3 protein-coding genes are annotated in these 2,073 nt (G+C 61.5%); 1 reads left to right on the top strand and 2 read right to left on the bottom strand.

Annotation, left to right across the window (positions count from 1 at the left end):
* The first annotated feature begins 706 nt into the window (after positions 1–706).
* Positions 707–964: a DUF1640 domain-containing protein gene (locus CKO41_RS18210; RefSeq protein WP_242464427.1), complete on the top strand. Its 258-nt coding sequence runs from the start codon at positions 707–709 to the stop codon at positions 962–964.
* Positions 965–1,387: 423 nt separating this feature from the next.
* On the opposite strand, the gene CKO41_RS18215 is transcribed toward CKO41_RS18210, so the two are convergent.
* Positions 1,388–1,612: a type II toxin-antitoxin system HicB family antitoxin gene (locus CKO41_RS18215; RefSeq protein ID WP_200255477.1), complete on the bottom strand. Its 225-nt coding sequence runs from the start codon at positions 1,610–1,612 to the stop codon at positions 1,388–1,390.
* Positions 1,596–1,841: a type II toxin-antitoxin system HicA family toxin gene (locus CKO41_RS18220; RefSeq protein ID WP_200255476.1), complete on the bottom strand. Its 246-nt coding sequence runs from the start codon at positions 1,839–1,841 to the stop codon at positions 1,596–1,598. Before CKO41_RS18220 ends, CKO41_RS18215 begins: the two co-directional genes overlap by 17 nt.
* Positions 1,842–2,073 lie beyond the last annotated feature (232 nt).

Raw genomic sequence — 2,073 nt, forward strand, 5'->3', positions numbered from 1 at the left:
CTGGTGAAACTGCTCTGAGCCGCTGGGCGTTCGTCCCCGCGCGGAACGGACGCTGGAGGCCTGCTCTACGAGCGCGACGGGGAGCCGCGTGGGGAGAGAGACGGGATGGTACCCGGCAAAAGGAGAGCCCGCCGAAGCGCTGGCCTTTGCGGTCGGGTCAGGAGACGGGAGCCAGGGATGTTACTTTTCGAGACCTGACCCCGGCCCCCTCGCGCCGGCCGGTCGGCGGAGAAGACAACCCGAACACCGTCACGGCCCGCCGTTTGGTCCTGGACCCTGCAGTCTTCTCCTGCAGCCCGAAATGTTGCATTTCAAGACCTGACCCCATTCCTGTTTCAAGACCTGACCCCATTTCGTGTGACCCCATTTCGTGCGCTGATGTTCGCCCAAGTCGCCGCGATCGCGGCCCTGGTAAAACTGCTCTGAGCCGTCCGCTGGGCGTTCGTCCGCGCGCGGGACGGACGCTGGATGTCTGCTCTACGAGCGCGACGGGGAGCCGCGTGGGGAGAGAGACGGGATGGCACCCGGCAAAAGGAGAGCCCGCCGAAGCGCTGGCCTTTGCGGTCGGGTCAGGAGAAGGGAGCCAGGGATGTTACTTTTCGAGGCCTGACCCCCGCCCCCGCGCCCGAAATGCTGCATTTCAAGACCTGACCCCAGACCCTGTACACCCCGAAATGTTGTATTTCAAGACCTGACCCCATTTCCCTTGCGCGTCATCGCCGAGGCCTTCGAGCGCTTGGAAGAGCGCTACCCCCATCTTCCGGAATTGGCCACCCAAGGCCATGTGCGCGAGAGCGAGCTGCGCCTGCAGAAGGAGATCAAGCGGGTCCGTGCCGAGCTCAAGCTCGACATCGAGCAGGTTCGCGCCGAGGTCGCGCGTACCAAGGTCGATCTGCTCAAGTGGATCGTGCCGCTGATGTTCGCCCAAGTCGCCGCGATCGCGGCCCTGGTAAAACTGCTCTGAGCCGTCCGCTGGGCGGTCGTCCCCGCGCGGGACGGACGCTGGAGGCCTGCTCTACGAGCACGACGGGGAGCCGCGTGGGGAGAGAGACGGGATGGCACCCGGCAAAAGGAGAGACCGCCGAAGCGCTGGCCTTTGCGGTCGGGTCAGGAGACGGGAGCCAGGGATGTTACTTTTCGAGGCCTGACCCTCGCCCCCGCGTCCGAAATGCTGCATTGCAAGACCTGACCCCAGATCCTCGCAGATCCTCGCAGATCCTCGCAGATCCTCGCAGATCCTCGCAGATCCTCGCAGATCCTCGCAGATCCTCGCAGATCCTCGTGACCCCAGATCCTCAACCCCGACCTGATCACTACCCTCGAAATGTTGCATTGCAAGACCTGACCCCGAAGCCTGGATCTCTGCCCAACCTCCCGGGGCCAGCTCTCATGCGGCAAGTCGCTGGGGCTTGGCTTTGGGCTCTGGATACGGGCGATGCATGTTCGCACATGCCTCCAGCCAAGAGGCCATCGCCAAGCTCATTTCGTGCAGGGCTTCTTGCTGCGTCTCGCCAAATGCGGAACAGCCAGGCAAATCAGGGGCGATCGCAATGAACCCCTGGTCTTCATCGCTCCAAAATATCTCTACAAGGTATCTATTTGCCCTGTCCATACTTGTCCACCATTTCGATCAATTGCCTGGCCTGATAGGCTTTGATGTAACCGCCCCGGTTCTGAAAATTTAGCAGGGTAGGCTCGCCAAAACGACCATAAGTTCGATGAGAACCTTGTCCGCCTTGGCATTCGAAACCCAATGACTGCGCAATCCGGCAGGCATCCTCGAAACGCACGCTCTTAGGGTTGGCGCGCAAGGCGGCAAAACGCTTGTCGCGCTTGGTCATACAACCGCATCTTCTCTTGTCAGGGGACGGCTAACGGCTAACGGCTAATGAGTGCCCTCTACTCCTCGCGCCTCGCAAAAACTCTACGGCGAGCCCGCCGCGCCGTCAACAAAATAGGTGACCCGTATGTTTCCTTGACCCCTGCAGTGACCGGCCCGAGGCATCAACGAGGTGCAACAAGGTGGGTGTCCCGTAGATCCACGGAATTTAGACCCTGCAGTCTTCTCCTACA

The sequence above is a fragment of the Thiococcus pfennigii genome (assembly GCF_016583835.1).
GTDB lineage: Bacteria > Pseudomonadota > Gammaproteobacteria > Chromatiales > Chromatiaceae > Thiococcus > Thiococcus pfennigii.

Bases quoted from the DNA above. Each gene is read 5' to 3' on its own strand.
- CKO41_RS18220 (WP_200255476.1), bottom strand. From the start codon at position 1,841: ATGACCAAGCGCGACAAGCGTTTTGCCGCCTTGCGCGCCAACCCTAAG.
- CKO41_RS18215 (WP_200255477.1), bottom strand. From the start codon at position 1,612: ATGGACAGGGCAAATAGATACCTTGTAGAGATATTTTGGAGCGATGAA.